The organism is Pseudanabaena sp. BC1403 (assembly GCF_002914585.1).
Classification (GTDB): domain Bacteria; phylum Cyanobacteriota; class Cyanobacteriia; order Pseudanabaenales; family Pseudanabaenaceae; genus Pseudanabaena.
Genome location: NZ_PDDM01000082.1, coordinates 1 through 480 on the forward strand (window position 1 = coordinate 1; position 480 = coordinate 480).

Annotated in this window: 1 protein-coding gene; it reads right to left on the minus strand. The window is 40.4% G+C overall.

The features are described from left to right. Positions 1–231 precede the first annotated feature (231 nt). The coding region (locus CQ839_RS24675) for a transposase (RefSeq protein WP_181016170.1) at positions 232–480 on the minus strand (249 nt) is incomplete at its 5' end.

Sequence of the window (480 nt, forward strand, 5' to 3'; positions counted from 1 at the left end):
CTCTGACCAGTTGCGGATCTGATATTGCTGTTTCATTTGTTACGGTTTCATCTCCTGATTAATATCTAATTTACCTTCCCCTACCCTCTTTTATGCAACAACGCCACTGCAAGTCATAATTTTTAGGCGATCGCATCAGCAATCTGTCTCCTAAAAGCGATCGTGAGTCAATATTTGGGTAACATCCATTTGTTTCATCGTTACCATTGATATACAATCTGTAATACCAAATCACAAAAGAGAGGCAACAGATAGAGCATCCAGTATGGAATCTCTACCGACAAGGGAAGCAATGACAGATTTAGTCATTTCGGAGAGACGATTCTTCACCAAAAGCCGCAACTCATCCATATTTTTGGGTAAAGTAAAGCGCAACCCTTGCTTCAAATATAACCAAACGCGCTCAATTGGGTTTAATTCTGGAGAATGAGCAGGCTGAAATATCAAAATGATATTGCTCGGCAATCGTAACCGCTTAGC